This is a genomic window from Wolbachia endosymbiont (group B) of Chorthippus parallelus (assembly GCF_947251815.1).
Classification (GTDB): Bacteria; Pseudomonadota; Alphaproteobacteria; order Rickettsiales; family Anaplasmataceae; genus Wolbachia.
In genome coordinates, this window is the sequence record NZ_OX366390.1 from 945,758 (window position 1) to 969,111 (window position 23,354).

The 23,354-nt window shown below is 34.1% G+C and carries 14 protein-coding genes and 10 pseudogenes; 14 read left to right on the plus strand and 10 right to left on the minus strand.

From position 1 onward, the window contains the following. Positions 1–2: 2 nt before the first annotated feature. Positions 3–869 (minus strand): 4-(cytidine 5'-diphospho)-2-C-methyl-D-erythritol kinase, encoded by an 867-nt coding sequence (locus OPS21_RS04325; protein WP_264337217.1) that lies wholly within the window; start codon positions 867–869, stop codon positions 3–5. Positions 870–943: 74 nt separating this feature from the next. On the opposite strand from OPS21_RS04325, the gene OPS21_RS04330 reads away from it, so the two are divergent. Then, entirely contained in the window at positions 944–3,793 is a 2,850-nt protein-coding gene (locus OPS21_RS04330; RefSeq protein ID WP_264337218.1) for a UvrD-helicase domain-containing protein, read from the plus strand. A gap of 143 nt (positions 3,794–3,936) precedes the next feature. On the opposite strand, the gene OPS21_RS04335 is transcribed toward OPS21_RS04330, so the two are convergent. The 5 genes and pseudogenes from OPS21_RS04335 to OPS21_RS04355 all read right to left on the minus strand — a co-directional run. Then, positions 3,937–4,878 (minus strand): IS110 family RNA-guided transposase, encoded by a 942-nt coding sequence (locus tag OPS21_RS04335; RefSeq protein ID WP_264336543.1) that lies wholly within the window; start codon positions 4,876–4,878, stop codon positions 3,937–3,939. A 96-nt stretch (positions 4,879–4,974) separates the two neighbouring features. Next, positions 4,975–5,250, minus strand: coding sequence for an IS630 transposase-related protein (locus OPS21_RS04340; protein ID WP_265027560.1), 276 nt, complete (start codon positions 5,248–5,250; stop codon positions 4,975–4,977). 117 nt (positions 5,251–5,367) lie between these two features. After that, positions 5,368–6,276 carry a hypothetical protein gene (locus OPS21_RS04345; RefSeq protein ID WP_265027562.1) on the minus strand — a complete coding sequence of 303 codons (909 nt, stop codon included), beginning with the start codon at positions 6,274–6,276 and terminating at the stop codon, positions 5,368–5,370. Positions 6,277–6,338: 62 nt separating this feature from the next. Then, on the minus strand, positions 6,339–6,563 hold the full coding sequence (locus tag OPS21_RS04350; protein ID WP_265027563.1) for a hypothetical protein: 225 nt from the start codon (positions 6,561–6,563) through the stop codon (positions 6,339–6,341). 133 nt (positions 6,564–6,696) lie between these two features. Beyond that, a pseudogene (locus OPS21_RS04355) lies at positions 6,697–7,161 on the minus strand (patatin-like phospholipase family protein); the annotation flags it as partial. Between OPS21_RS04355 and OPS21_RS04360 the strand changes: the two are divergent. From OPS21_RS04360 to OPS21_RS04390, 7 genes and pseudogenes are all read left to right on the plus strand, one after another. Then, positions 7,143–7,310, plus strand: a pseudogene (locus OPS21_RS04360) (ankyrin repeat domain-containing protein); the annotation flags it as partial. The pseudogenes OPS21_RS04355 and OPS21_RS04360 overlap by 19 nt on opposite strands. Before the next feature lie 538 nt (positions 7,311–7,848). Next, positions 7,849–9,501 (plus strand): group II intron reverse transcriptase/maturase, encoded by a 1,653-nt coding sequence (gene ltrA, locus OPS21_RS04365; protein WP_264337220.1) that lies wholly within the window; start codon positions 7,849–7,851, stop codon positions 9,499–9,501. A gap of 90 nt (positions 9,502–9,591) precedes the next feature. Further along, positions 9,592–9,777: pseudogene (locus tag OPS21_RS04370) on the plus strand (ankyrin repeat domain-containing protein); the annotation flags it as partial. Between the two features lie 187 nt (positions 9,778–9,964). After that, positions 9,965–10,312, plus strand: a complete 348-nt coding sequence (locus OPS21_RS04375) for a transposase (RefSeq protein WP_264336275.1) — start codon at positions 9,965–9,967, stop codon at positions 10,310–10,312. A gap of 56 nt (positions 10,313–10,368) precedes the next feature. Continuing rightward, positions 10,369–10,815 (plus strand): transposase, encoded by a 447-nt coding sequence (locus OPS21_RS04380; RefSeq protein ID WP_265027564.1) that lies wholly within the window; start codon positions 10,369–10,371, stop codon positions 10,813–10,815. A gap of 183 nt (positions 10,816–10,998) precedes the next feature. Next, complete coding sequence (locus tag OPS21_RS04385; RefSeq protein WP_264337221.1) at positions 10,999–11,265, plus strand: recombinase family protein; 267 nt, start codon at positions 10,999–11,001, stop codon at positions 11,263–11,265. Beyond that, positions 11,252–11,587, plus strand: a complete 336-nt coding sequence (locus OPS21_RS04390) for a recombinase family protein (RefSeq protein WP_264337222.1) — start codon at positions 11,252–11,254, stop codon at positions 11,585–11,587. Before OPS21_RS04385 ends, OPS21_RS04390 begins: the two co-directional genes overlap by 14 nt. 21 nt (positions 11,588–11,608) lie before the next feature. On the opposite strand, the pseudogene OPS21_RS04395 reads toward OPS21_RS04390, so the two are convergent. Next, positions 11,609–12,708 (minus strand): annotated as a pseudogene (locus OPS21_RS04395) (IS3 family transposase). Positions 12,709–12,763: 55 nt separating this feature from the next. On the opposite strand from OPS21_RS04395, the gene OPS21_RS04400 reads away from it, so the two are divergent. The 3 genes and pseudogenes from OPS21_RS04400 to OPS21_RS04405 all read left to right on the plus strand — a co-directional run. Continuing rightward, positions 12,764–12,934, plus strand: a complete 171-nt coding sequence (locus OPS21_RS04400) for a recombinase family protein (protein WP_264337223.1) — start codon at positions 12,764–12,766, stop codon at positions 12,932–12,934. Between the two features lie 228 nt (positions 12,935–13,162). Then, a pseudogene (locus OPS21_RS08160) lies at positions 13,163–13,240 on the plus strand (hypothetical protein); the annotation flags it as partial. Positions 13,241–13,804: 564 nt separating this feature from the next. After that, a pseudogene (locus tag OPS21_RS04405) lies at positions 13,805–15,454 on the plus strand (heme lyase CcmF/NrfE family subunit); the annotation flags it as partial. Positions 15,455–15,504: 50 nt separating this feature from the next. On the opposite strand, the pseudogene OPS21_RS04410 reads toward OPS21_RS04405, so the two are convergent. After that, positions 15,505–17,289, minus strand: a pseudogene (locus tag OPS21_RS04410) (ankyrin repeat domain-containing protein); the annotation flags it as partial. 97 nt (positions 17,290–17,386) lie between these two features. On the opposite strand from OPS21_RS04410, the pseudogene OPS21_RS04415 reads away from it, so the two are divergent. Next, positions 17,387–17,683 (plus strand): annotated as a pseudogene (locus OPS21_RS04415) (IS4-like element ISWpi18 family transposase); the annotation flags it as partial. A 112-nt stretch (positions 17,684–17,795) separates the two neighbouring features. Here OPS21_RS04415 and OPS21_RS04420 read toward each other — a convergent pair. Then, positions 17,796–18,895: pseudogene (locus tag OPS21_RS04420) on the minus strand (IS3 family transposase). 66 nt (positions 18,896–18,961) lie between these two features. Here OPS21_RS04420 and OPS21_RS04425 point away from each other — a divergent pair. Then, a pseudogene (locus OPS21_RS04425) lies at positions 18,962–19,948 on the plus strand (IS4 family transposase); the annotation flags it as partial. 144 nt (positions 19,949–20,092) lie between these two features. Here OPS21_RS04425 and OPS21_RS04430 read toward each other — a convergent pair. Then, complete coding sequence (locus OPS21_RS04430) at positions 20,093–20,701, minus strand: ankyrin repeat domain-containing protein (RefSeq protein ID WP_264337226.1); 609 nt, start codon at positions 20,699–20,701, stop codon at positions 20,093–20,095. A gap of 114 nt (positions 20,702–20,815) precedes the next feature. Between OPS21_RS04430 and mutS the strand changes: the two genes are divergently transcribed. Further along, on the plus strand, positions 20,816–23,326 hold the full coding sequence (mutS, locus tag OPS21_RS04435; protein WP_264337227.1) for a DNA mismatch repair protein MutS: 2,511 nt from the start codon (positions 20,816–20,818) through the stop codon (positions 23,324–23,326). The last annotated feature ends 28 nt before the right edge of the window (positions 23,327–23,354 follow it).

Genomic DNA, 23,354 nt, shown 5'->3' on the forward strand with positions numbered 1-23,354 from the left:
AATCAAACCATTAATTCCGTGTCGCACACCCACCATTCTGGATATTCCTTTTTGATATTTGCCGCTGCAGCTTTTGCACTTTCTTCACTATCAAACATTCCAAAACACCCTACACCACTACCTGACATACGAGAAAGTATAGAGCCTTCTTGTGACTCTAGTGTTGATATTACATTCTGAATTTCAGGTACAAGACTTATTGCTGCTTCTTGCAGGTCATTTTTTGTCTCTTTAAGAAGCTCTAACAAATTCTCCTCAGTTTTATCACTCCACTTAATTGGATTAGAGAAATCCTCTTTATACTTGGAAAATACTTCTGATGTATTCAAAAACTTTTTTTTTGGTTTCACAAGTACCAGACTTATGGGTAAAGAGCATTGTTTAATGGGACATAATTCCTCACCAACACCTCTAACAAAAACTGGCTTACTATCTACACTTGCAGGCACATCAGCACCAACGCTTAAAGCTATATCATTTAAAATTTGCCTATCAATGTTCCAAAGCTCTCCCAGCATGCGTATCACAGCTCCAGCATCTGAGGAACCACTACCAAATCCCGCAGCAATTGGTACATTTTTTACAACCTTCACAGTGACTTTAGTGCGTACAGGAGCATGCCTAAGCAGTAGACTCAATGCTTTCGTTATAGTATTATATCGATAATTTATTTTAAACTCAGAGTTTACAAATTGAACTGTAGAGTTATCATATCTAAAGTTTTTTTCTCCTACTTTTATCTCTAAAAAATTAGAAAGTTTAGCAAAGACAACCAAACTTTCAATTAAATGATACCCTCTTTCTTCTCTATTTATAATATGTAAAAAAAGATTGATCTTTGCAGGAGCCTTTACACAAAAACTTTCCATCTGTATATCTTCACTAACACTATCTTATTTACTATACTTGAAATGCCACTTCAGTCAAACTTTATACACTCCTAATGAGATCAAATACCATAAATCCTAACTTCTCTGTATGGGTAAGTGCATCAGCTGGTACAGGTAAAACAAAGATCTTAATAGACAGAGTATTAAGACTTCTATTAGAGAATAAGAGAAATATTCTCTGCTTAACATTTACCAATGCTGCAGCAAATGAAATGAAGGATCGCATTTACAGTACACTTAGTAAGTGGGCAATATGTCCAGAGGGTATATTGGTCACAGATTTAGAACAATTAGCCCAGTGTGTGACCAGAGAAAATAAAGATTATTTAACAAGAGCAAGAAGGCTTTTTTCTGAACTGGAAAATATTGGTCTTAATATTCAAACTATACACGCCTTTTGTTACAAATTAATCTCCAGCTTTCCTACAGAAGCTGGTATCGCTCCAAATTGTACGTTGAGCGAATGTAAAGAATTGCATTCCATCGTATTTGAAAAAACGCTTCATAATGAAACTGTGCAGGACGATATAAATATCATTGCAGCTGAAATTGATGAAAACAAGCTGAGTGATTTACTCTATACCTTATGTATAAAGAGATCAGCTCTAGAAAATAATTTAGGGTATATCAAAGATAAACTAAGTGCCCCAGATAAGATTCACGATTTACAGAGTGAAACGATTGAGCAGATAAAAAGATTAGCTAAAATATTAAGTGAGGGCAGCAAAAGAGATCAGAGTTACAGTGCGATACTTTATGATTGGTGTAATAGCACAAAATCGTCCGTACCAAATGTTGTCATCCCAGTGCTTGACACTGGGATCCAGAAAAAAAGAAATATGGATCCCAGTGTCAAGCACTGGGATGACAACAAGATAGAGAACTTAGCTAAAGTATTTCTCAAATCAGAATCGTACGAAAAAAAGAGCATATCATCCATTATAACAAAGGGTGCTTTGGAAAAATTTGAAGACGTAGAGCAAATGATAGAAAGCATTCAAAATGCATTGTTTACCCATGTGAAGGACATAAATTCTTATCAAATATTCGCAAGAACCAGTAGTTTACTTAGTATATTTAAAGTATATGTTGATCTATATAATAATGAAAAATCAAAGAATGCACTGCTTGATTATGATGATATCATCAATTTAGCAACAAATCTCCTTAGCAATCCAGGCGATAAAGATTGGATATTGTTTAATCTAGACCAAAAAATAGACCACATTCTTGTTGACGAGGCACAAGACAATAGTATTAGTCAATGGAAAATTATAACAAATCTCTGCAATGAATTTTTTACCGGCGGTGATGAAAAGAGAACTTTATTTGTTGTTGGTGATGTAAAACAATCAATTTACAGATTTCAAGGAGCAAATCCCCATCTATTTAATTACATGCAGCAGTATTTTCACACAAAAACTGGTGGTAGAGATTGGATATTATGTCAACTTGAAAAGTCATTTCGCTCAACTCCAGAAATTTTGATGCTTGTAGACAAAATATTCAACAATTTTCGTGAAGAAATATCTTTTGATGATAACGAGATAAAACATATTCCACATAGAGAAAACGATCAAGGATACATTGAAATTTGGCCATTACTGCCAGGATATGAAGAGGAAGAGCAGCAAGCCTTACAAATTCATTTAACACAGAGGAAAGATTATGTAGTAAAGGATCGATTACTTGCTCAGGCAATAGCCCAAAGAATTCACAATTGGTTAAACGAAGGGCGGATTTTAGTCGCCAAAGATCGCAATATAGAACCAAGGGACATTATGATTTTGGTACGGCAACGAAATGCGCTAGTTGACTACATAATAAGTGAACTAAAAAAAGTAAATGTACCAGTTATAGGCCGAGATTATTTTAGAATTATGGATTACATAGCTGTGCAGGACTTAATAGCTTTGGCTGAATTCCTCCTCCTTCAGGCAAATGATCTGGCTCTTGCAAATGTTTTAAAATCACCGCTATTCAACTTTACTGAGGATGATTTATTCAAGATTGCATATGATCGTAAAGAACAGTCGTTGTGGGAAAAACTTCATGATTATCATGAGATTACCTCGAATGAATTAAACTATCTGATTAATTTATCTAAGACAGAATCCCCTCTTACACTATTCACGCATATATTGCGCACAGGCAAAAAGAAATTTGCTGCAAGGCTAGGTCTTGAGTGCTTCGAGATTCTAGACGAATTTATGAACCTCGTATTGCAATTTGAGCACCCATCTCTTCAAGCATTTGTTCAGTGGATCAAAGAAAATAATCCTGAGATTAAAAATGATATGCAATCAGAACGCAATGCTGTACGAATAATGACAATTCATAAATCAAAAGGTCTACAAACTCCAATAGTGTTTTTAGTTGACACAAATACAGTGCCAAGAAACAGCGAAAGTATTTTGTTTGATACAACGGAAGCACCATTTTGGTGTGGCAAAAATAATAATGCTTATTGTGATCAAGTAAAAAGAGAGAAAAAACTAGAGGATTATAACGAATATTTGCGTTTGCTGTACGTGGCACTTACGCGTGCTGAAGATGAATTATACATTTTAGGCAAAGAGCCAGTGCAAAAGGGCTCTTGGTATGATCTAGTTATTCAATATGGAGCATTATATGAGAGGAAAAAACTATACTTACAGCCGATATTTAAAGAAAAAATTGAAGTGCTATGCATGAATGCAAACTACCCTTCTATTTATAAAAAACGTGATTATTTTGATGTTCCAGTGATTTCACCTCCATCAAACCTATCAATGTCATTGCAGCACGTGACGCTGGAACCTGGAGAAAAAAAGGCCTGGATCCCAGATTCATGCGTCAATGTTAAACAAAATACCATAGAATTCAAGAAGAGAATTACTAGAGAATTACTAGAGAATTACTAGACCCCAAAAAAAGGTAAGTCATGCTAATATTATTTGAAAAGGATAAGTTAAATTTTTTTAATCTATAAAATGGCAAAATATAATTGATTAAAGCTGTCTAAGTCTTTAGTCTTATGACCATGTCCTTTTTGGTACCTACCGTCTTAAGCATCAAGATAAAAATTGTTGTTTTTTATCATGGCATTTAAACAAACGACGATTTTTCTCATCACAGCAACTAATGCAACCTTAGTGGCTTTACCAGAGTCAACCAAACGCTGGTAAAGTGCTTTCATTTTCCTATTATGACGAATAGCAACCACGGCAGACATGTATAATGCTTTTCGAGCATAAAATCTGCCACCTATGATTTGAGCTTTACTCACTTTCCTTCCGCTTTCATTGGTTTTTGGTGCAACTCCAATTAGACAAGCTATTTCCTTATTATCTAGCCTGCCAAGCTCAGGTACCTCTATGAGTAGGATACTTGCTATTTTTCGTCCAACACCTTTATAGCTAGTTAGCAGTTTGCTTTTTTCCTTCAAATCAGGGTCAGAGTTTATTATACCTTCTATATCCTGTCTAATTTGCTCTAATTGTTTTTTGGCAAATTCTACCTGTTTTTCTATATATTCCCTAGCTTTCCCTGTAACCTTATGTAAACGACACATATTTGCGTGAACATCGTCGTTTAGGTTGCGCTCAACTGCCCTTAATTCTTTTAGTTCTTCTTGCTTTTGTGAAACTATGTATTCTACTACCTCATCATTTTTCGTGATAAATTCGGCATACTTTTCTAGCAATTTTGCATCTGATTTGTCTGTTTTTGCAAAGTGGTTGCAGGCTTTTGCGAACGCATATACCCGGTTTGGGTGAGCTCTATGAACAGCTATGTTATGTTCTCGCAACAATTTTATGACAAGTTTTTCGTAACCGCCTGTTGATTCTACTGCACATAACTTAACAAATATATTGTTAGTCATTCTTGATCTTATAAACTCAGATATAGCCCTTTCTTCATTCTCTATACGCTGATGTTTATTGTCGATTGAGATATCAAGTGTTTTTTTTGAAACATCAATACCCATAAAAACTATTCTAGCCATTTTTATACCTATAAATATAATCAAATAATAACGTAAATGCTATACAGGGTTGTAATTCGATCTTTTAGATCCTTCTACCGTTCGTACTACATTATTTTAAGCTAGGAGTGTACTAAGGTCCCTACGATTTTTACCAATCAACCCAGTTGACAGTATCACTCCTTGCTTGTCATAGTCTTGCGACTTTGATTTAATATACAACCCAGATGCAGGTTTAACACTTCCGGCCTCTTCTTTCCTTTTCCTCCACCAATACAACGTTTTTTCGTCAATGTTAAACGTTTCACAAACTTTTTTTATTATTGTCATTTCTCCCGCATCAAACACTTTTAATACTTTTTCTCTCAGGTCTTCACTGTATGGTTTTTGCATTTTCCCTCTCTAATTTATTTTAATGTACTTTTACTATCATTAAAACTTAATTCAGGAAAGCTTTGTTTGGTTAGTTATAGTAGCCATGCAACAAAGCCTCCCTGTAATCTACTTTCTTTACTCCATTATATTAGGGGAAGAAGGCAAGTATCTTTCAAGATTTGGATACAAGAACGATCTTTTCGCTATTTCCTCCAATGTTGGTGCTGAAGGTGTTATTTGATCTTCACATTCATCATTATTATAAGAAAGATCTATTAAGTCTTTCACCGTCTGCTCTTTTTCTTCTTGTTTTAGTTCTTCTATATTTTCAGTATTAGTTGTTTTATCTACATATTTTGATCCTTTTATAAAGTCTTCCATCTCCTTCACAAAACTTTGTTCATAATGCCTATTTACTAAGTGAATTACACCTACTACTACAAGTAGCGTAATAACAATTGGCAGTAGAATTGGTAACATTAGTAATATAGGGAGACAAAAGTTAAAAAGCATAAAGCTGATAACAGCAGTATATTCTACAAGCACAGGAGTGAGAAATGATACTATAATAAACATTACAAAAAGAATCGAGAATAAAAAAAAGCCTAATAAGCACACCCGCGAGCACTTCTTTAGATGATGCAATATTATAATCTTTTTCGCTTTACTGTTAAGATTCTGATATGTTTTTTCAACATCATCCTTATTACCCTTTATATAAGCTTTTAGTTCTTTTTTCATCATTTTTGTAAGCTCATCTCTTAGCATAAAATAATATTTCTCCTCCTCAGAAAAAGTGCTACCTGTCGCTTTTTCATTACTGAATAGTTCTTTTATCTTCCCTTTACGTAATTCAATTTCCTCAATTCTAGATGCAATTTTTGCTATTGTGTTACTATTTGTAGCGAGTACTTTAGCATGTTTAGCATTCATTTCTTTATCAAGTAATTTAGCTAATTCGTTTTCTAATTGCTTTTGCTTGTCTCGTAGCTTTTTTAGATCATTATTCATTTCACTTTGTAATTTGCGATTTATTCTATTCAAATCATCTTTTGCTTCTTGAAGTAAATTTTTGTGAGTGAAGTATCTCAATAAAATTGGTAACATTAAAGGATCTTTTTGATAAGTAAAATTGAAAACACTCCAACTAACATCATTAGGTAGTATTTTTTTGGCAGAAACACTGTACCTTTTTGAACCAGCTCTAGAACTGACAGATCTAACAGATAGTCTTTATTTTCTGTACAGAAATTGGATGGTTTACAAAATTTCTTGTTACTAGATATTTTAGCTAATGATTTAGCACCAGATTCTATAATATTACTGAACATTAAAACCCCCTAATTAATTGCTTTATGCATCTAGTTTAATACTATTTTAATGATATGTCAAATTTATGTAATTACTAACTATATTACTTAATTAATAAATCAGATCTTATTCTGTTTGAGGGATAAAATTTCTATCTTCTTTCCAGCTCTTAAAAAAGAAAGGATAGTTGTTGTTAATATCATAACTTATTATCAGTACCTTACTTAATGTATTTTTTAGAATATCCTTTCCAAAATATTTATCCAGTACAGATTCAATATTTTTATGTGGGTATTGTGAACAATTAAACCAAGATAATATTGATCGCCTGAAGAATGAAGATTTAAAAATATATGAACCGTATTTTTGATAAAGCTCAACTAAATCATTGGCTGAATATTGAGGATTTCCTCACTCATCTTTTTTACATAATCCTGCTACAACAATTCCACCGGTTGAGGTCCCTACCATAAGATCAAAGATTTCAGCTACCCTCTTTCTTGTTCTTTTTTCTATTTCTACTAGAACAATTGCTGAGATTATTCCTCTAATTCCACCTACGTCAATGGATAAAATGTACTTTTTATTTGTGTGTCTGCGGAGCGAATGTGAATGCAGCAGATGTAAGAGGACATACAGCACTGCATCTAGCGATAACGGAGAAACATCTAGAAACAGTTAGAGAATTGATAAAGTCAGGAGCAAGTGTAAATGCTGAAGAGTATGGCAGTAAATGCACACTGCTGCACCTTGCATGTATGGTAGGGTGCGACCCGAAAGTCGTGATTTTGTGGTGGTTAAATTCCATCTTCCCTAAACATCAGGGATAAAGTATGTCTCACATTTTAGAAAGTGGCAACTTCTGGGGTGCAAGCATGAGACAAAAGCAGGTAATACTAAACCTTATGGTAAATCCCTGCGAACAGAGTTGGATAAGGTTACGAAAGGAACTTATGTTTGAATTGTCGTCAACATGAATATGCGAAATAAGGCTGATACGCATAGACCAAAATGGTAGAAGCGCAAAGAGGAATCAAGATCCTACCACTTGATTATGGATGTTCTCAGCTTCCGGCAAAAAGTAAGAACCTAAGTCCAACATGAAACAAAATCATGGAACGGAGTAACCGCATAGATGCTCTTATATTTATTTAGATATAAGTAGGTAGCCAACCGTAAGCTTCTATGTGGGAGGATTGTTTAAGAAGCTAACGCCCAAAGTAATATTTGGGATATGCAGACGTAAACACTGTAATTTGGAAGGTAAAGTTATGAGTAGTAGTGAACATGTTATGAGCCAACAAAATGTTAGGTATGAATGGAATTTGGCGTAAGCTGGAGAAATCTTCATTTAAGCTACAAAAACGAATTTACCAAGCTTCTAAATGTAATGATATCAAAAAGATGCATAATCTTCAGAGATTATTACTCAAATCAACAAGTGCAAGGATGCTCGCAGTTAGAAGAGTAACACAGGACAATAGAGGGAAAAAGACTGCAGGTATTGATGGGAAAGCCAATCTCGACCAAAAAGAAAGAATGCAATTAGCAAATTCTATGGATTTAAGAGGAAGAGCAAAACCATCAAGACGAGTCTGGATACCAAAACCTGGCAAGCCATTGGAGCGTCGTCCCCTTGGTATTCCCACTATATCGTGTCGAGCAAAACAAACACTTGTAAAAATGGCATTGGAACCTGAATGGGAAGCAAAATTTGAGCCGAACACGTATGGTTTTAGACCTGGTAGATCTTGCCACGATGCTATGAAGGCCATATTCAATGCACTAAGTCAGAAAACAGCATATTGTTTAGATGCTGATATTTCAGGATGTTTCGATAATATTAAACACTATGCATTGCTTGAAAAACTCAACACCACACCAACATTAAGAAAAACAATAAAAGGATGGTTGAGAGCAGGAGTAATAGAAAATAGAATTTTCCAGCCAACTAAGAGTGGTACAATTCAAGGAGGAACTATCTCTCCATTATTGGCTTGTATAGCATTACACGGTATGGAACAATATATTAAAGAAGCATTAAAAAGTGAACTTTTTCTATATAGAAGAAGAAAGTATGGTACAGCATCGCAGCAACGGGCACAACAAGCTCTTAGTATAATTTTTTATGCTGATGATTTTGTTGTTATACATGAGAGTGAGGAGATCCTTATTAAGACAAAGGTACTAATCAAAGAATGGTTAAAAATCATTGGATTAGAACTAAAACCTTCAAAAACAAGGATTTCCCATACCTTAGATGGGGATAAACCAGGCTTTGATTTTCTAGGATTTTCAATAAGACACTACCTAGCAAGAAATAACAAGAAAGGTTACAAGTTATTAATCAAACCAAGTCGTGAATCTATGAAACAACATAAGTTCATTATCAAACATAAGATTAGAAAATTGAGGGGAGCAACACAAGAAATAGTAATTAAAGTACTTAATCCAATTATTAGAGGATGGAGTCAATATTACTCTTGTGTAGTTTCAAGTGAAACATTTAATCTTATCGACAGTGTAATGTTCAGAAAACTTTGGAAGTGGGCGTTATATAAACACCCAAACAAAGGAAAATGCTGGATCAAAAGAAAGTACTTCAAGAAGTATGGTAATGATAATTGGCGATTTATGACAAGTAACGAAGTGAATCTTATAAGACACGGAGATCATGTTATTAAGCGACATATCAAAGTGAAAGGAACCAAATCTCCATACGATGGTGATTGGGTTTACTGGGGGAATCGTCTTAATAGAATACTAGATAAATCACCGAGAGTGATAAAGCTGTTGAAGTTACAACAAGGCAAATGTGATCAATGTCAACTTTGGTTCAAGAGTGATGATATTCTAGAAATACACCATAAAGACCAAAATAGGAAAAATAATATGATCAAAAATTTATTATTATTACATGGACATTGTCACGATATTTTACACAGGAAGTGTGCATGACAAGCACCAAATTGCAGAGGAGCCGTATGACGGTAACCTGTCACGTACGGTTCTGCAGTCGAGTGGGGAGAGGTGACTTTCTCCACTTAGATAACAGAAAAAGAAATAGTGGAGGAGCTAGTAAAAGCTGGAGGAGAAATAGAGCAAGAGGATGAATTTGGAATGACAGCAATGGATTATGCAAAAAATAGTAAAGAAGTAACTGAAGTATTGAAGAAAGAAACAGACAGAATTGAAGAGTTATTTGAAAAGCGGAGGCAGCGAAGGAAGAGTTGATAAAAGTGGCTATAAAAGAAGATAAAACAGTCTTTAATACCAATTTTGAAGGGCTGTAGAAAGCTAACAATTGGTCTTTTTCGCAAAGGTAAATGGATTGATGGAAAAAAAGGGAGTGGCAAGGCTTCCTGCACTATAGTATTTCCTAAAGTAAATGATAAAGATATAATAAGGTATTTAAGTTATAATGGCATATAGTGTGGATTTAAGGGAAAAGGCAGTATTGATGATAGAAAAAGGGAAGACGAAGATTGAGGTAGCAGAGCTTATGGAGATAGGAATAGCAACTCTGTACCGCTGGTTAAAAAAGAAAGCTGCTGGTGAAAGCCTAAAGCCATCTAAAAACGGCAGCTTTATTCGAAAAATAGACCCAAAAATACTCAAAGAATATGTTACAAAGAATCCAGATCATACTCTGGCAGAGATGAAACGAAATCTTGGATTTGGAATACATTCAATTTGGTATAGACTAAAACAGCTAAGAATTACTTTAAAAAAAAGTCACACTATATCAAGAGCGCAATCAAGAAGATAGACAGCAATTTACCGATAAAATCTCAAAAATAGACCATTCTAGCACCTTATATATAGATGAAGCAGGAGTTGACAATAGATTATACCGAGAGTATGGGCGCGCTCCAAGAGGAAAGAAAATTTATGAAGATATTCCAGCGAGAGAGAATCAGTATAGTAGCCGGGTGGATTGGAAAGAGATTTATTGCACCAATAACTTTTACTGGAGGGTGTAACAAAGAAGTATTTAATGCATGGTTAGAGCAGATATTACTTCCACAGTTACAACCTGGTACAACCATAGTTATGGATAATGCTACATTTCATAAGACTCCTACAACAAGGTCATTAATAGAATCTTTTGGCTGTCATTTGCTCTATCTTCCAACATATTCACCAGATTTGAATCCCATAGAACACTGTTGGCATAACATCAAAAGCCGTCTCAGACCTCTAATGTATAAATATACAGACTTACAACTTTTGGTTGGTAATGCCATAATGGAACTTTATCATCCATTTTAGAAAATACTATACTAAAGCATTTACAGGAGAAAAATATGCGAGAAAGAACGTTTACTATTCATCGTCATTATGAACCAAGTAAGTTATCAGACAAGTGTTTATCAGATGCTTACGGAGTACTACTAAAACGATTAATGGAAAGAAAGAAAAAGGAATTTTTAAATAAAAAAGAGGTGGAAAAGAATGACAACAGTGGCCTTATATGCAAGAGTTTCATCGAGGAAACAAGAACAGAACAATACAATAGAGAGTCAAGTTGTAGAGCTTGAGCGTAGAATTGCTACAGATGAACATAAATTATTGAATGAGAATAAATTTAAGGACAATGGCTTTAGTGGGTGGAATTTAAAACGAGAAGGTTTACGAGATAAAGTAGGAGAAGGTGAAATTAATAAAATTTACATTCATTCACCTATCAAGAAAATCTTCGCACCAGATGATATTACTTGAAGAGTTTGAGAAAGAAGGAGCAGAAGTAATATTCCTAAATTATAAGACTGAAAATAATCCAGAGTTAAAATTATTGCTAGGAGTACAAGGATTAATCTCAGAATACGAATGTGCAAAGATAATGGAAAGAAGTCGAAGGGGAAAACTCCATGCAGCAAGGAAAGGGTGTATAAGTGTAATGGGCTTATGGATACCGCTATATAAAGCATGTAGTCAGAGAAGAAGCAAAGTTTATAATGCACCCATTTGTCTAGACCATTTTTTTCAAAGTGATCCGATTTTTAAAATGAATATGTTGATAAATACGTCGACACACATTTAAAGTATTTATCAATATATTCATTTACTGTTTATGATAATAAAGATCAGCAGGAACTTTATAATGTAGAGTCTGATGTCGCCTTTTATAGTTATACCAACCAACAAAATCGTTTATTATAAGATTCAAATCTCTGATACTATTTGGTCTATAATAATATATAGCTTCTTGCTTTAAAGTTCTCCATAAACGCTCAACAAATATATTGTCGAAGCAACGTCCTTTATGATCCATACTAATTTTAATATTAGCACGCTCTAATTCCATAATAAAGTTGTAGCTAGTAAACTGCACTCCTTGATCACTATTAAAAATCTCAGGTTTACCTTGTTTTAGAGCTTCTTTGAGAGTATAAAGGCAAAATCCAGCATCGAGATATGGTGATAATGAATGAGCAATAATATAGCGACTATACAAGTCCATTATTGCCACAAAATAGACAAACTTACCTTCTACCATAATATATAGTAGCCCATACCTGATTAACTCTACAAATAATCAAATCTTTGAGTAAATAAGGATATATTTTATGCTTTTTTTCTTTAATACTTGTATTACATCTTTTTCTACAATACAGCCCACTAATCTTCATTTTTTTCATAATTCTTAAGATTTTTTTGTGATTGACTACTACTCCACTCGCTATGATTTCAGCAGTAATTTTACGATATCCATAACGGCAATCAGAAGCCAAATATACTTCTTGAATCAAATTTCACTTTCGTTATTAATTATATGCCTATAATATAGGCTAGATCTGCAAATCCCCAGTAAATCAGCCTGTTTCCTAATTGATAGATCAGAATCTTTTTCTATAAACCTTACTCTATCTTTTTTGCTTATTTCAGTAATTTTTTTTTCAAATAACTATTTTCCACTGTCAATTCTCCTATTACTTTATGTAAACTTTCTATTTCTTGCGCTAAGATTCTTTGTTTTCTCGCACTTTCACTTTCTTCAACAAATAGGTCTTTTAACCTTGCCAATACTCTATCACGCCAATCATATAGATTTGTTGATGGTATTTTATATTCACTACATATCTCAGATGTGCTTTTTTGATTTTTTATTGCTTCCAAAGCTATCTTTGCTTTTAACTCTGGTTCATATTTTTTTGTTGCCATACTTTTACCCCTTTACCTTCCTACTCGGATCAACCATTTTTTTTTGGTCTAGTTTATGGGGTGCATTATACTGTTTGAGTGGATAGGTCAGAGCTTAAAAGAAACTACAAGAAGGCATATTACTGCTCCAAAGGGCAGAAGAAATTGGCATTCAGGTACAGTGTGTAGAATGTTGAGGAATCCAGCATACAAAGGACAAGCAGCATTTGGTAAAACGAATCAATAAAAAAAGAAGTGAGAGCAATATGGAAAGTGAGGAAAAAAAGTTATTCCATTTATCAAACTGAGAAAAAGAATTGGATTCATATAGAAATACCAAATATAGTTGAAATTTGATATAGTACAAGAGCAACTATCTGAAAATAGAAAAAGAGCAAGAATGCAACGAAGTGGGAGAAGGTACCTATTACAAGGGCTAATGGTGTGTCAGTGTTGTAAATACATTTATTATGGAATGAGTAATGTTAAAGGAGGAAGAAGTTACTATCGATGCCCTGGAACGGATGCAAATCGTTTTGGTGGGAATAGAGTGTGTAACAGCAAATCAATACAAGTTGATATACTAGAAGAAGCAGTATGGGAAGAAGTAAAGATGGTACTCAAAGAACCAGAAGCAATGACTAAGGAATATCAGCTCAGACTCGTGAAACATGAAAGTACAGAGGCAAAGGATGAACTTGAAAAGCGTGCAAATAAAATAGAACAAGGTATAGAAAGATTAGCTTATGTATATGCAAGAGGTCATATAACGAAGGAAAAATATGACTTAGAAGTTGAGAGCATGGCAAAGGAGTTAAAAGGAATTAGAGATCAAAGGGAAGAAATGGTCGATGAAAAGAGGCTACAGAGGGAATTAGATTTTATCACAAGTAGTGTAGAAAGTTTTTCCTCTGAGGTTGAGTTGGAACTTAATCAGGCGGATTGGGAAACTAAACTTGATATAATAAGAAAATTAGTTCAACGCATTGAAGTTGATGATGATAACGTGCATGTAGTGTTTCGGCTGAAAGAACTCGCTCTCGAAAGGCAAAAAAAAAGTGTTCAACATTGTATCGGGAGTCCAGTGTCAAGTACTGGAATGACACCAGAACGAACTAATGGTAGTAAATTAAAAAAAATATCTCTTATCATTCATGGACTGATTTGCTTTTGTTTTTTACTCTTCACTTTACTTGAATCAAATCCCTTCACTAAAATGCCAGGCATCGAAACAAATGGTCTTGGTTTTAATCCGATATTGCAGGATATAGGCCTTGCTATTCATCCACCGATATTATATTTGGGGTACCTTGGATTTAGCGTTCCTTTTTCGCTCTCTATAGCTGGATTAATTGCAAATACTGAAGGAAATGTTTGGGCTAAAATTGTCAGGCCTTGGGTACTTATTTCTTGGTCGCTGCTCACTTTGGGCATCAGCTTGGGTAGCTGGTGGGCATATCGTGAACTCGGTTGGGGTGGATTTTGGTTCTGGGATCCAGTGGAAAACGTTTCTTTGATGCCGTGGCTAATTGCAGTGGCGCTGACACATTTGTTGCTCGTTGTACGAAATTTCAATACTTTAAGGAACTTTACTATTTTACTTACGCTCACAACTTTTATATTGAGTGTGACTGGAACATTTCTAGTCCGCTCAGGAATACTTACCTCAGTGCACACGTTTGCAGATGACCCAAGATATGGACTGTATATATTAGCTCTACTTGGTGTAATTACAGTCAGTAGCTTAGTAATATTTGTAGTGTTTACGAGAAAGAATCACACATCTTTCCAGTATTCGATATTGGAATCTGAAAAGAAATCTGCTACTCAAGTGACAGAGGGTAGAAGATTCTTTTCACGCCTTACGATGATGCTGATGAACAATTTATTATTCATCACTGCCTTTTTCATCGTGTTCGTTGGCACTTTATACCCTACAGTGCTTGAGTATTTAACTGGTGAATTAATTTCAGTTGGAGCACCATATTACAATTCTTTATTTAACTCTATTGCACTAGCTATTCTAGTGCTCACCATGATAGGGCAATACTGCAGTTGGCAGGGAAATAGTCTATTGCCAATATTCCGTGAATATAGATTTTCATTTTGTAGTGCTGCAGCTATTTTGCCGTTTATCTTTTACATGGAACTAATGATTGTGCTATCAATTACCATCTCCATAGCATTATTAATCTTTGTTTTAGAAGCATATAGTAAAAGAATTTGTTTGTTTAAGGTAGCGTTTGGTGAATCAATTTTACTCGCAAGAAGAGTTTCTAAGTCCTACTATGCAATGATGCTTGCTCATGCTGGAGTGGCAATTCTAGTGCTTGGTATATCTTATTCAGTTGGTTGGCAGGAGAAAAAAGAAAACTACTTGGGAATAGGAGACAGCATAACAGTCAATAAATTTAAAGTTACTTTACGAAATATTGAGCTAATAAAAGAAAAAAATTTTCATGCAGTGAGGGGTACAATGGATATCAGGAATTTGCTTAATAGTAAGGTAATAGGTGATGTAACTCCTGAATATAGATTTTACCTTGCGGAAGGTCAGAAAAATGTTGAAAGCAGTATCTACCACAATTTATTTTCTGATATTTATGTTGTAATTGGAGAGATTGATAAGAGTAAGAGCAAAATCGCAGCTAAAGTGCACTATAAACCTGGAATGTCTATAATCTGGCTTGGATCCTTTCTTATTGCTTTTGGTTCGCTCCTTGCTGCTTTGCCTTCTAGCAAAAAAGTAGTTCCTTCAGTATCATAAAGTTTGCATTTTTTGGCAATTTAAACTTAAGCTAAGCAACACTAACCTTGCTAGCGAATTTTCTCTATGTTCTGTTGTACAATAGGCAATAAAGATATATTTTCTAATGAAGAGCTTACATGATATATGGAATCTACTTCCTCAGGCCTTTTAAAATATCCCTGCTTAATAGCGTCGTAGACAGAAGAACCACCAAGCAAGCAGTTCTCACCTAACTCTTCTTTATAATTTTTAAACTTTTCCAATATTTCCTCCTTGTTACTCACTTCTACTATAATTTTTCCTTCATCTTGCACATCAGAATACAATCTAGCATCTACTTTTCCCAAATCAGTATGAAAAGTCAGTACTATATTACCTATAAGGTCAGTATAATTTCTTACCCCACCTTCCGTTAAAATTTCTATCTCGCTTTCACCTATTGCTATCACGTCTCTTCGAAATTCTGTGCTTTCATCTGTTCCATTTATGATTTTTGCAACCTCGACTATACTATTCTTTGAATATTTCAAGTAGAAAGTGAAGTTGTCCATTTTTGCCTCTTTTACCTTACCAGTAGTTGCGTTTTTTGCAGCTTCCAAAAACCTTAGAGAATAATGTATATAGCTTTTACGTGCTTCTTTCAGATTAGCTTTGTGGTCTTTAAACTTCTCTAGTTTATCAATTACAATTATACTACTTAAAGTTTCAAATACTGCACCTCTTTTTACCAAATTACATACTATGCGACTAGCAACTTCTATGTCCCTTTCAACTTGAAAAATCTTTAATTCACTAATTCTTCTTATTACATAATCTGTAAAATTATACTTATTCTCATAAGTATTTTCATATATATTTCCCTCACAAGTAAGATTGAACCTTACCCTAGATTTTATAGCTTCATTTACAACCTGTTCTAGCTGATTTATGTCTTGAACTTCATCTAATTTACAAAAATATTTATCTGGATCTTGCTCATCTAGTAGAAAATCTTCCCCCCATAGATTTACACTTTTGCGCAAATACTTTTTTCCATTATAGTCAGCTTGTGTTTTTTTACGAAAAGTTCCATAAATAACATCATCAGTTAAAAAGCACTCTTTAATATTAAGGTGGGGGTTATTAACTGCAAATTCTATTGGGGTTTTACCTTTTTTATCCTTTATATCAAGATTAGCTCCTTTCCTTAGAAGCAATTTGATAATTGTATCACAATGACCAGAACGAGTAGCATAATGCAAAGGCGTCCTTCCTGTGTCGTCCTTTTCATTAGGATCAGCACCTGAATTCAACAGTAAATCTATGCATTCTTCTGAATTGCTACATTCCATACTTGATAGAATATGCAGTATTGTCAGTTTAGATTCTCCTCTTTTAAGGTTGAGAATGGTTTTTAGATCTTGATTACTTTTATGATCTAGTAAAAATTTTTTAATTTTTTCAACATCGTTCTTATAATCCTTATAAGTAACATGTGGAAAGTCTTTAAAAGTACTTAAGAATTTTTTATTCAATTCCTTCTGACTCTCTGTTAAGTTGGACATGTCAACAAGCCACGTAGATATCAGCTTGCCAAATGCACTTCTTTCGACAACATCCGTTAAGGAGCAGTCATTGCGAAGTAGCAACGAGTATTTAATCAATTCATATTCATCATCTTCTTGTTGCTGTGTTTCTTCTGCTTTCTTAGAGTGCTTAAAATCATTTTTTATTAATTCAATCAAAAGCTTTAATGTGTTAAAACTTTTATGTCCCAATAAAGGATCTGCTTTGTTTTCAAGTAGAATTCTTGCTATTTCTGAATAGCCATTTCTAATAGCCCAGCATAACGGAGTACGCCCGTATTCATCACTGCCATTAAGTTAAGGAAAAGTGATGAACTGTATTATAAAATCAGGTAAGATCCACAAATTAAAAGAAGTAATGACATGAGTAAAAAAAAGAATAATCATGTTTATAAAAAATAAATTGATGAGTTTAAACTTTATAAACGCACACAGAGCATCCTCAAAAGACTTCTCACGAAAAAGAAAGCTGCCCTTCGTTAATGTATTTCTCCTGATTTTTAGAAAGAGTGTAAAGTCATTACAAGTGATGCTTAATGAGTTTGTTCTGCATACAAGAAAAGATTATACAATTACGGCAAGTGCATTTACTCAAGCAAGAAAGAAGCTAAAGCATACTGCGTTTTCAGAGTTAAATGATGATATAGTTTCCCTATACTACCAAGATCAGGAATTTAAAACCCTATAATGCACCCATTTGTCTAGACCATTTTTTTCAAAGTGATCCGATTTTTAAAATGAATATGTTGATAAATACGTCGACACACATTTAAAGTATTTATCAATATATTCATTTACTGTTTATGATAATAAAGATCAGCAGGAACTTTATAATGTAGAGTCTGATGTCGCCTTTTATAGTTATACCAACCAACAAAATCGTTTATTATAAGATTCAAATCTCTGATACTATTTGGTCTATAATAATATATAGCTTCTTGCTTTAAAGTTCTCCATAAACGCTCAACAAATATATTGTCGAAGCAACGTCCTTTATGATCCATACTAATTTTAATATTAGCACGCTCTAATTCCATAATAAAGTTGTAGCTAGTAAACTGCACTCCTTGATCACTATTAAAAATCTCAGGTTTACCTTGTTTTAGAGCTTCTTTGAGAGTATAAAGGCAAAATCCAGCATCGAGATATGGTGATAATGAATGAGCAATAATATAGCGACTATACAAGTCCATTATTGCCACAAAATAGACAAACTTACCTTCTACCATAATATATAGTAGCCCATACCTGATTAACTCTACAAATAATCAAATCTTTGAGTAAATAAGGATATATTTTATGCTTTTTTTCTTTAATACTTGTATTACATCTTTTTCTACAATACAGCCCACTAATCTTCATTTTTTTCATAATTCTTAAGATTTTTTTGTGATTGACTACTACTCCACTCGCTATGATTTCAGCAGTAATTTTACGATATCCATAACGGCAATCAGAAGCCAAATATACTTCTTGAATCAAATTTCACTTTCGTTATTAATTATATGCCTATAATATAGGCTAGATCTGCAAATCCCCAGTAAATCAGCCTGTTTCCTAATTGATAGATCAGAATCTTTTTCTATAAACCTTACTCTATCTTTTTTGCTTATTTCAGTAATTTTTTTTTCAAATAACTATTTTCCACTGTCAATTCTCCTATTACTTTATGTAAACTTTCTATTTCTTGCGCTAAGATTCTTTGTTTTCTCGCACTTTCACTTTCTTCAACAAATAGGTCTTTTAACCTTGCCAATACTCTATCACGCCAATCATATAGATTTGTTGATGGTATTTTATATTCACTACATATCTCAGATGTGCTTTTTTGATTTTTTATTGCTTCCAAAGCTATCTTTGCTTTTAACTCTGGTTCATATTTTTTTGTTGCCATACTTTTACCCCTTTACCTTCCTACTCGGATCAACCATTTTTTTTTGGTCTAGTTTATGGGGTGCATTATACCCACCATGGCTTCAGAGTACTTGCATTTGATGCTTCAATACTGATTCTGCCAAAGAGCGACAAAATAATAGGTGAGTTTGGCTCAAGAGCAGTATGGAATGGAATCCAGAGATTTGAAGACTATACAAGTGCAACCTTTGAAGTTTGCTACGATGTGCTAAATAATATTGCAATAAAATCTGTGCTAAGTAGAGGTGACAGCTATGAGGTTGATTTAGCAATCGGTATGCTTGAATCCATAAAATCAGACGATTTGTTAATCTGTGATAGAGGATACGTATCTTATCGATTTCTTGCTGAGCTTACAGGAAGGAAAATCAATTATATAATTCGCTGTTCAAGTTCGTCTTTCAATGAAATAAACGCTATGTTTAAGCCGGAAAGCCCATCTAGTACGGTGGTAGTGTCTACCGCACCTATTAAAGTAGCAAGACAGCTACGAAAGCTAGGATTACCTGATGAGATGAAATTCAGGTTAGTCAAAATAATACTTTCTTCTGGCGAAGTTGAAGTGTTAGTAACATCTCTGTTAGATGAGAAACGTTTTACAGTTGAAGAGTTTGAGAGATTATATTACTTGCGCTGGGGAGTAGAAACATTTTTTTCTAGGCTGAAGGGAAGATTAAATTTAGAGAATTTCACAGGAAAAAGTATTGAAACTATCAAGCAGGATTTTTGGTTAACTATCTTCATCAGTAATCTAGAAAGTATCATGATAGAAGATGATGAAGAGACATTGAGCGCACAGAATAGTAAACTAAAAAAAAGCATCAATAAATCTGTCTCATTTAATGCGATTAAAAACTTAGCCTTTGATATTTTTTCTACAGAGTCAGACATAGACTGCATTATGGATCGACTATCACAGTTATTTTTGATGAACACTTTAGTGGTGAGAAAAGGGAGAAGAGTTGATCGTCATAAGATATCTGATATTCGTTCACTCAACTACCAGAAAAGAGCTAGAAAACATGTGTTTTAAATTCAAGATATCTTTTCAGTATCATTGCATTAGTACATTCTTTGCAAAATAACCTGCAATTATTACTTTTTTAAATAACTTGCACTTTTCAGACTCCCTTTTCTTAAAAATTCACCCTAGTATTTACCATAATTATCAATCACTTCAAATTTTTTGTCCAATCTTAACTTCTCTTTCCCTTAACTTAATGGCAGTGCCGTATTCATCCGCTACGTCAACATTAGCCCTTTTCTCTAATAGGAGTTCTACTATTTCTTCATGTCCATTGATAGTAGCACAATGCAAAGGAGTACACCCATTTTGATTTACTGCATCAACATTAGCCCCCTTGTCTAATATGAGTTCTACTATCTCTTTATTTTCATTGTGAGCAGCACAATGCAAAGGAGTAAACCCATTTTGATCTGCTACATTAACATTAACCCCGTTTGCTATGAGAATCTCTACCACTCCTATACTGCTACTTGCAGCAGCAAAGTGTAAAGTATTCCATCCATCTTGATCTGCTGTATTAACATTACCCCCTTTTTTTATTAAAAGCTCTGCTATCTTTACAAGATCATTTCTAGCAGCTATATGTAACAATGTACTTTGATCATCGAATGTATAATTTATGTTAAATCCATTATCTTGCCACTTTTTATACGTGTCTGGATCTTCTTTTTCCAATTCCTCTTTTACCCTTTCGATTATATTGTTCTCATTTAAGTCACTTATTGTCCTTAATATTTTTAACAACCGTTCATATTCCATAATTCTACCTCAAACTATTTGTTTTTGTACTATAGCTAAAAAAAAATTATTGATCCATAATAAAATAACCAACACCAGAGTAAGTGGTTTGCTGCTAACATATTTAAAAATGTTATGAACTTAATAAGAGAAAAAAATACCCCTGTAATGGAGCAATATTTAAATTTGAAAGCTCAATACACGGATCATCTATTGTTTTATAGACTGGGCGATTTTTATGAATTGTTTTTCGATGATGCTATTAAAGCTGCGAAATTGCTGAATATAGTGCTAACCAAGAGGGGCAATTCAAATGGGCAAGAAATACCAATGTGTGGAGTGCCAGCACACAGTAGCGAATCTTACCTACACAAGCTAATAGATTTAGGATTCAAAGTAGCAATCTGTGACCAATTAGAAACTGCTGATGAAGCAAAAAAGAGGGGCTATAAATCCATAGTAAAGCGTGATGTAGTGCGAGTTGTAACTCCAGGTACAATTATAGAAGATTCACTACTGGAGGATAAAAGCAATAATTATCTCGCATCCATAGTTGAACAAAATGACGAATATGCTATTAGTTGGCTTGAATTATCGACGGGAAAATTTTTTCACACTTTAACGAGTTTGAAAGCTCTAGATAGTGATTTATTGCGTATATCACCAAGAGAATTATTAATTTCTGAAAAATTCACTGAGGATGAAAAAATTAGATCGATTTTAAAAAATTATAAAATATCAATTACGCAACACGCACAGAGCTTTTTTGAGTATAGTAAATCTCACAGAACATTATGCGAGTTTTATAAAATCAGGGAACTTGGGAGTATAGGAAATTTCAGCAAAGTAGAAATCATGGCGTGTGGTGCACTGCTTGAATATGTCAGAGTAACGCAAAGGGGCTCCATTCCAAGGCTTGAATTCCCAAAAACCTATAAGCAACAAAATTTCATGCTTATTGATGCTTCAGCAAGGAGAAATCTTGAGTTGTTTTCAACTCAATTTGGTGAAAAGAAAGGTTCACTAATTTCAGTTATTGATCATACAGTTACAGCTTCTGGTGGACGCCTGCTCAAACAAATGCTCGCTTCACCCCTTGCTTGCTCTAAGGCAATTAATTTGAGGCTCAGCACCGCTCAATTTTTTGTAAATAATCATGATTCACGCAGAAAAATACGAGAGATATTATCTAACATTCCGGATATTGAAAGGTCTTTATCGCGCTTAATACTAGGGCGTGGTTCACCAAAGGATATGAACCTATTGAAAATAGGCCTAGGAAAGACTTTAGAATTGTCTGAGTTTCTGTCTACCTTGCATAATTATTGTTTAAGTGAAAAATCAGAAATTAACTCTCAGATGTCATTCCAGTGCTTGACCAGAGAAAAGGAACCAGTGTCTACTACTCAGGTGATAAGTAGTGACGAAAGTGAACTAAGCACAATACATAAAAGCCTTGGCAATCATAAAGACCTATTTGAACTGTTAAATAGTGCTATACTTGATAATAACCTCAGTTCCGTGAAAGAAGGAGGATTTATTCACTCAAAATACAACTCAGAATTATCTGAGTTATCCTACATATTAAATAATAGTAATAAACTAATAACCAAACTCCGTGAATCTTATCGCGACCTAACTGGTATTGCCGCACTTAAAATATTACATAACAACATACTCGGTTATTACGTTGAAGTGTCGGCAAATCACAAAATAACTTCGGATATATTTATTCATAGACAAAGCTTAGCAAATAGCATGCGCTACACTACTAATGAGTTGAAAGAACTAGAAAATAAAATTCTTACGGCACGTGATGCTGCAATCGGCTTAGAAATGAAAATTTTTAGTGAACTGTGTAGTGAAGTCGCTAAAGAATCTGAAAAAATTGCTCTTGCTGCAAATGCTTTGGCAAAACTTGATATTAGAACCGCGTTTGCAGAGCTTGCAGTGCAAAATAATTACGTAAAACCCATCATTGATGACAGCAAAGAGTTCAATATCTGTAGCGGAAGACATCCAGTGGTTGAAGTTAACGATAAATTCATTGCAAATAGCATCAATTTAGCTGGTATACATCTAATTACTGGTCCTAATATGGCTGGAAAAAGCACTTTCTTGAGGCAAAACGCTCTCATTGCAGTTTTAGCTCATATGGGGTCATTTGTGCCAGCAGAGAGTGCGCATATTGGAGTGATTGACAAGATATTCAGCAGGGTTGGCGCAACGGATAATATAACAGCTGGTTATTCTACCTTCATGGTAGAGATGATCGAAACAGCAACGATAGTAAATCAGGCAACAGATCGTTCCTTGGTGATACTTGATGAAATTGGTAGGGGCACAGGGGTATATGATGGATTATCTATTGCACAGGCGGTGATTGAACACATTCACAACATAAATAAGTGCCGCGCCATTTTTGCAACTCATTATCATGAATTGACTAAAGTAGGTGAATACTTAGAAAATGTGAAATGTTTTTGTATGAAAATAAAAGAATGGAAAGGAGAAGTCATCTTTTTACATGAAGTAATTGAGGGCGTTGCAGATGAGTCATATGGAATACATGTAGCAAAACTTGCTGGTTTTCCTGATTCTGTTTTAAACAGAGCAAGAGAAGTATTTGAGGAGCTAAAGGCTTGAGGAAAGTAACATTATATTACTCCACAAT